This window comes from Rhizobacter sp., from assembly GCA_021153565.1.
In the GTDB taxonomy this organism is placed as follows: domain Bacteria; phylum Pseudomonadota; class Gammaproteobacteria; order Burkholderiales; family Burkholderiaceae_C; genus Albitalea.
Window position 1 is genome coordinate 1 of record JAJKJU010000282.1, and the last position, 7,560, is coordinate 7,560.

Below are 7,560 nucleotides of genomic sequence, written 5' to 3' on the forward strand. Positions count from 1 at the left end.
AACATGTGCGGGCACCGCCGAAAACATCGCGGGACAGGTGCCATGACTCAACCTCGATTAGCGTGGTTCGGCAAGCCGAAATTACATCGGGTCATAACACTGGGTATTGGCGCAGAGCATGGTGATGGGAATCGGCGATCGGCGATGGCCGCGCACACGTCGCCGATGAACAGCACCCATGCGAGGCAGCGCACGCTGCATGAAGCTGGCCGCGTAGGATCGACTGCACTTGCGTGATCGCGAGGCAAGGGTGGCCTGTTCGGCGGCGGCGTCACACATCAGCGACGTGAGGTTGTCGGCCAGGACCTTGGTAGCCACGTGGATGATGAGCGCCTGCTGAGAGAGTCCCGAGACGGCTTCGAGCTTCAAGCGCTTGAACGCCTCCTCGATTATCCAGCGCTGGTGGTACAGATCGGCGAAGGCATGGCAGGGGTATCGCAGGGGTATCGCAAATCCCCAAGGCAAACAAACAAATGCTCGCCTTGGGTATGCGGCAACTGAGGAATATTGGTTTATAGGCCTCAAGTTTCCTTTCTCACATCAAAAAATCAGACTTTTGGCGCTGGCAACGTACCGAAAAGAGCTTCCATGGCCATTCCGATGGAAAGAAGTTTCGCGTCAGTACCGACAGCGCCATCGATCTCCATTCCGACGGGAAGGCCACCGGAGGTCATGCCAGCGGGCAACGAAAGTCCAGGAATGCCGGCATTACTGCCGGGATCCGTATTTTGCGTAAAAATACCGAATTCATCGACTTGCGGACCTCCATTGAAAGAAACCGTTGAAGATCCTTTCACAAAATCGATCGGCACTGCCGGAAGTGGGGTGGTTGGAAAAAACACAGCGTCAACATTGTTGTTCGAAAAGTAATCATCGTAAGCCTTTCGAAGTTGCGGACGATAGACATTAATAGCATCAGGATAAAGTTTACCGAAGCTTTCTTCCTTGATGGCAGTGAATGCCCCTCGCACATCAGGGCTTGCAATATTGTCGGCAATTTTGTTCAATGTGATATCCTTCGCACCATTGGCCTTAAGATACTCAGGTATGGAGGTAAGCGGCTCATGCATGGCGACCGGGAACGATACTTTATCGTTCAGGGCAATAACTTCCGGCATATCCACATCGACGAACACAACGCCGGCATCTGAGAGCTTCCTCTTGGCGGCCTCCATAACACTGGCAACCTCTTTATCTTGGTTTCTCCAGAATGAGCCTGGAACACCTAAGCGCAAGCCTTTCAATGCGGCGGGAATTGGCAGTTCACCGTCGGCAATAACAGAATCCAGTAGCGCAACATCTTTTACAGTAAGGCCCATGGGTCCAACCGTATCTCTTGTGGTGCTGACCGGCACAACACCCGAGCCGCTATAACGACGCTCAGCGCCGCCGTTACCGACCGAAGGCCGCAAACCGACGATACCGGTTAGGGCAGCAGGTATCCGTGACGAACCTCCTGTATCCGTGCTCAATCCAGCGGGAACAATGCGCGCAGCAATCGCAGCCGCAGTGCCGCCCGATGATCCACCCGGCATATAGTCGCGATTATAAGGATTTCTAACTGGCTTGGCAAAGGCAGAGAGATTCGTGCTAGTTATTCCAAACGCGAGTTCATGCATATTCGCTTTGCCAAGTACAATCGCGCCAGCATCCAGTAGCGATTGCAATGTTGGGGCATTGTTCCCTGGCATGAAGCCTTTCAAAGCTGGCGTTCCGGCTGTGGTTGGCAGCTCTTCGGTATTTATATTGTCCTTGACAATAATTGGCAAACCCGCCAGCCGTTTGAGCGGCTTACCCGCAGCACGGGCCTCGTCGATCTCTTTGGCCGCTGCCAATGCACCATCCTCATTGAGTGTGATGATGGAATTCAAGCCGGAAAGTGCTTTTGCCCGCGCCAGAAGTACTGTCATGTACTCTTCTGCCGTCACACTACCACGTGCAATTGCCTCGACTGCATCAGATGCATTCAACTCCAGCATCCTCGACGCTTTCACTGGGTCAATGGCATTGCCATCGCTGCCATAATTGAACTTGTTCCTGTTCAACTCTAGAGGTGAGTTTTCTGCTACATGGCCTCCAAGATGTACCGCAATGGCGCACGCGGCATGAATACCAGTTTGCAATGCCCCCTCGACCCAACCGCCCATATGCGAAATGCTGTCGCCGGCCAGAACAACGCCGCTGCGATTATCTTGATGCTGGTAGAACGCCGCCTGCTGACTTGCTTCCCGGCCCGGATTGTTTAGCTTGAATGCGCCATAGTGTCCCGCCTGATTTTGCCAATCGACACAGTGGATTTCATTATTGACCGGCGCTAGATTGGCGGCAAATTCCGGGCTAACCTCTGCAATGGTCTTTTTGAATTCATTCAAGCGCTCTTCTGGTGATAGGTGAATTAAATTGTCAGATTTTTCACCCCAGGTATAGTTCACCAGCACAATACCATGGTCGCTGCCCGGATAGTCTAAGCAATAAATACTGTGCGCCGCTTGATCCGTCTGGATGTTCTGCGGGATGGGGCCGAACGATCCGTCTGCCTTCTTTTCGTTGCGCGGATTTCCTTCGCTATCCAGCCAAAATTTCTTCTCAGTGCGAATAAACAATTTTGAGGAGCTCACCATGTCCAAACCGGAGATGGCATTTGCCGCCTCGGCAGAAATTACCTGCCCAGGGCCGACTTTGGGCCGTGACAATCCCATATCCTGCATGGTTGCGGGAGTGGTTGCCACGACGACGGCAGCAAACTCCCTTGTGCGCATCTCGCCGTCGTCGCCTTTGAATTCCAACATCGGCTTGCCATTGTTAGACGAGATGTCAGTAACCTGTGTCCTCAGATTGATCTCGGCATTAGCGGCGAGCGAAGCGGTGGTTCTGTCTGGCAGCTTTACCTCTGCGCTATAAAATTTGTTTAGCGCTGCCGTTGCGCCGTCTTGCAAAAGATGCTGCTCATCCTCAAATCCGTTGACCATGACGCGCAGAATTTCCATGAAACTGACTGGGTAAAATACACCCAATCCGCCCGTCCCAATGCCCAGTGTTCCAAATGCATCAATTTCGTCTTTTGACCAAACAGTCCCCGCGTCTTTCAAGTCTTCCATGAGGGCGTCATAAAACGTTTTGTCACCGTATTTGTCAAGGTATGCCTGATGAATTTCCTGCATTTTCTCTGTATCATGCGCTTTTCGCGCATTTTCCACAGGACCCACCAGTCGAGCGACAAATTTGGAAAAATCAGCCCCGATCTTTTTAAAAACTGGGCTATTAGGGGCGCCGGCGCCAGCGGGCCAATCGATAATTTCATTTTTGAAATGAAGGGCCGTCGGAACCTTCCCAGGATTTGGAAAGTCTGGAATTGTCTTGATGTTGAGTTGTTTCAGAAAATGAAACCAGGTTCTCCCAGTGACTGGAAAACGCATCCCGCCCATTTCTGAAAATTCAAGCGCTTTATTGCCATCAACGTCGTGATAGGGGCGCGAATCCAAACGTCCACCAGCTTTGGAATCACGCTCGAAAATCACCGGCTTTGCTCCGGCCTGCAACAGCAGACGTGCAGCAACGGCGCCGGAGATGCCACTGCCGATAATGGCGACTTCCTTGCCGTGTGCTTCAGTTGGCAACGAGATCGGATTGATATTAAATTTCAGAAAATGCTTATAGTCGAAATCGACATCAATCAGATTTCTATTTGGTTTCTTGGTCAACACTGCATTCAGACCGTCCTGGGCATCCCTTGTCAAGCGCGGTAAAAAGCCTTGAAGCGTCCGATTTGAATTCATGGCGCTGAGCGTCGAATGCAGCCAACTGATCGCCGGCCCACGCATTTTGCTTGGTGCGCTGATTTCCTGCAATATGGCGACTTGCCCTGCCATTTCGAGCACCTTTGTTTTGTCCGAATCGCTCAGGCATTTCCAGTGCTCATTGATCTCTTGCTGGAATTTCAGCCGATCTGCGCCTTTTGGTAGTTTGGCCATGCTCTTGAGATTGGCGAGGAATGCAGATGGTCGATCATCCCGAGCTGCGGGCCAGTCTCCGACGGGATTTCGGAGCGCAAGAGCCGGACGGCTATTGAATAGGCTCACACTTTGCCGTGGCTGCAAAGATTCATTCGAGGGGTTCAAGATTTGCCGTGGCTGCAAAGGTTGCAGGACACCTTGGCCACCGAGCTGCGAGGTACCTGCAGCCGCCTGGTTGTGATCTGCAGTTGCTGTGTTCGCAGAATCCGTAATGACAATGCTGTCCGTGGGTTTTGTATGCTGAATTCCCATAATTTCAATTGGTAATTAATACTACGTGCTAGGATTTCTACTTGCGTAATTTGCGGCCTTCTTGGAGTCGAGGCCTCTGCACTCACGTCAGTTTTTCAATGATTCGAGAATCTGCAGTTTCCAGAGATGTTAGAAAAAATGCGGCTTTCGAGCCGATTCCCAGTGCTGCCAGGGCGAGTGCATGAAGCCGGCCACTGAAATGTGGTACGCACAGCGATGAAGGCTCAATATCGTCCAAGAATAGGGTTCTTGTGGTGCAAAACGAAGCCAGATACGCCGATAGTCCTCAAAATGTAGGCACTCAACTGATGCGTGAGAAAACAAAGTGCTACACAAGCTGTGTCCATAAGCCATTATTTTTAAGCGACTTTTCCTTCATGCGACAGCTGGTCGCCCCCAGGGCGATTGCATGAAGAGATTGCCAAATATCTGGTATAGGAGAGCCCTCGCAATCGAGGCGAAGAATGGACTTGCTGTTGGTATTGCTGGACTTTCCTTGCTTGAGCATCTGCCCGCCTTACCTGTGGCCGCCACGCAGTGCCGCCAGAAGCAAGTTCGGGTAACGGACCCGGCTGTTATCTTGTCTTTTGACCTCTATTTGCTTTTTTCGAGGTCAATATTGAGGCGGTCCTTTACCACACCTTCACTCGTTTCCTTCATGCAATCGCCCTGTGGTCGCCCCCTGGAATGCTCAATTGCGACAGCGTCTTGGCTAACTTCAATATCGTCAACTGCGAAAAATAGGGCGATTTGGTCGATACGGCGCTCCTCCTTACTATTTTGTAGATGCGGAAATGGCTCCTATGCCATTTCGTGTGGAACGTGACATTTCACTTTTTGCCTGGCGGCGGCCACCTATCCCCCACCTATCCCCCGGCCCTTCCCGCAGGCGGGAAGGGGGCGAGTCACCCTCTGACGTCAGGATCGCCGGCCAGAACAGCCTTGGCCGACAACCTAGTCCGGTTCGTAATCGAGCGACCCAATTGTTCGGCGCTCCCCTAGATGGTCGCAGCCATGCCAAATGGCTCCCTGGCGATGGGCGTCAAGATGCCAGCTACGTTCCGTTCAAATGATCAAGGCAGTACCGCGCGGCTCAATCGGGCGGCGAGCCCGCCTATGGCCATGGCCCGGTAGTCGTGGGAGATGTCGGAGGCGGCGGTGATGAGACGACCGATCTGCTGGTCGCTCAGATTCACAATCCCTTTCCCCAGTCCGGCGATTGCCCTGGCCTTGTCTTCGTGGCTCGGCAATCCGATGGCCTCACCGACGAGATTTTCGCGCTGCGCTTCGCTCAAATGCGCCAGCCCCGCCCCCAGCCCGGCGATTGCGCTGGCCTTGTCTTCGCCGCTCGTCAATTCAATGGCGGCAGCTACGACGCTTTCGCGCTGCAGCTCGCTCAGGTGCTGCAGCCCCGCGACCAGCCCGGCGATCGCCGACGACTTGTGCGACTCATCGAGGTCCATGGCGGCGCAGACGAGGCGTTCGCGCTGAGGATCGCTCAGATGGGCCAAACCCGCCGCAAGGCCGCCGATTGCAGTGGCCTTGAACTCGTCGTGGTTCGGCAAACCGATGGTTGCGGCAACGAGCCTTTCGCGCTGCAACTCGTCCAGATGCGCCAGCTCCGCTCCCAATCCGGCGATTGCTTCGCACTTGTGCATATCATCGACGAAGCCGATAGCGGCTCCGACGAGCTGCTCGCGCTGCAGCTCGTCCAGATGCGCCACTCCCACCCCTAGGCCAGCGATGGCCCAGGCCTGGTGTAAATCGTTGACCAGCTCGGTGGATGCGACGACGAGTCTATCGCGCTGCAACTCGTCCAGATGCGCCAGCCCCGCCCCCAGCCCGGCGATTGCGGTGGCTTTGTCCTCGTGGCTTGCCAAATCGATGGCGCCACCGACGAGGCGTTCGCGCTGCAACTTGTCCAGATGCGCCAGCCCCGCACCCAGCCCGGCGATCGCGTAGGCCTTGTGCCAGTCGTCGAGGCCGATGGCAGCTGCGAGGAGGCGTTCACGTTGCTGTTCGTCCAGGTTCGCCAGACCTGCTGCCATCTTGCTAATCGCCAGGACCTTCAGCGCTTTGTGCGTGTCGTCGATCGCATCGATCGCATCGATCGTATCCATCGCGACAGTCACGACGCGTTCGCGCTGCGTCTCGCTCAGGTGCGCCAACCCCTCCGCCAGCCCGGCCAGTGCCCGCAACTTGTCCGCATCTCCGACGAAGCCACATGCCGCGGTCACGAGGCTTTCTTGCTGTTGCGGCGACAAAAATCCGAGCAGGACTCCACAGGAGCCGACGTGCCCGGCGTTGCCTACACCCGAGACAAATTGTCTCGCCGCGCTAACCACTTGCTGGAGCAATCGGTACGCGCGCCCCCCTTTCTCCCGGAATGCGCTGGCTGTCGAGCGCAAAGCGCTCAAGTCGCGGAAAGTCGCAAATGCATCGTCGCGGAGCAAATGATCGGTGATCTTATCCGTCAAATCCGTCGGCAAACTTATCAGCGAAGCCGCATAACTCGGAGGCGCCGTTTGCGCCGAAGTCGAAGTCGTCGGAACTGCGTCCCGCCGCCGCCGCTTCGAAGATTCGTCTCCACGAAGAGCGGCCCCATCGTGGTGGGCGGCTCCTCTGCGCGGCAACGCATTGAGACTGTCATCGGACGTCTGCGGAGCAGGTTGTCCAGTCGTTGAAGGCGTCATGGGCAGCAGCATTTCGTGAGCCTCATCGACTGGCGATCGTGGAGGAGACGCTGATACGGGGTAGATGCTCGAGTCCATTGCTGGTAGTGTTGGTTGGGGTGCGCGGAGGGGGCAATTCTGTGCTGCCACGCGATTTCTGCCGTCAACGGGAACGAAGTGATGAATGACCTTCCGAAACTTTTGATGTCGGCTCTTTGGTGCGGTCCGTTTGCAACCGAAACTCCTACTTCTCTGTCGAGGCCTTCAGAGCTTGAAGTTGCTCTGATAGCTCGTTCACACGACGCTCAGCCGCCAGCAGATCTTCCAATGGGGCGGCCGACAACCACCAGCTTTGCGCACAGGACGTTGGATCCTGCAAGGATCCGCACGTCAGGCCGGCGTGATCAGCTCCGGCATCGCGCTGTCGGGCGTTCGGGTGGGGCTTGCACGACGAGATCTTCCAGGGGCCTCGCCCCGTGCTCGCAGGGATCGATGCGAAGTCGACATTCTGCTATCTGCTGGCCGCCGAGACGCACCGCGACGGCGACACCTGGGGCGTGCATCTGATGGACGCCAAAGCGCAGGGCTTGAACCCCGACTACACGATTGCCGACGCGGGACAG

General features: G+C 55.4%; 4 protein-coding genes and 1 pseudogene. 1 reads left to right on the forward strand and 4 read right to left on the reverse strand.

Going from position 1 to position 7,560, the window contains the following annotated elements:
- Positions 1-81: 81 nt before the first annotated feature.
- The 4 genes and pseudogenes from AC30NL_RS17915 to AC30NL_RS17930 form a co-directional block, all read right to left on the reverse strand.
- Positions 82-465, reverse strand: coding sequence for a hypothetical protein (locus AC30NL_RS17915; protein WP_489465347.1), 384 nt, complete (start codon positions 463-465; stop codon positions 82-84).
- Between the two features lie 83 nt (positions 466-548).
- On the reverse strand, positions 549-1,979 hold the full coding sequence (gene iaaH / locus AC30NL_RS17920; protein ID WP_489465350.1) for an indoleacetamide hydrolase: 1,431 nt from the start codon (positions 1,977-1,979) through the stop codon (positions 549-551).
- A 123-nt stretch (positions 1,980-2,102) separates the two neighbouring features.
- A pseudogene (locus tag AC30NL_RS17925) lies at positions 2,103-4,265 on the reverse strand (flavin monoamine oxidase family protein); the annotation flags it as partial.
- Positions 4,266-5,338: 1,073 nt separating this feature from the next.
- The gene (locus AC30NL_RS17930; protein ID WP_489465348.1) at positions 5,339-6,463 is read right to left on the reverse strand and encodes a hypothetical protein; all 1,125 of its coding nucleotides are present in this window, start codon (positions 6,461-6,463) and stop codon (positions 5,339-5,341) included.
- 917 nt (positions 6,464-7,380) lie between these two features.
- Here AC30NL_RS17930 and AC30NL_RS17935 point away from each other — a divergent pair.
- On the forward strand, positions 7,381-7,560 hold a 180-nt coding region (locus AC30NL_RS17935; RefSeq protein WP_489465349.1), incomplete at its 3' end, for a hypothetical protein.

What these genes read in the sequence shown, in the direction of transcription:
- iaaH (WP_489465350.1), bottom strand. Translation starts at nt 1,979, where the DNA reads ATGCTGGAGTTGAATGCATCTGATGCAGTCGAGGCAATTGCACGTGGT.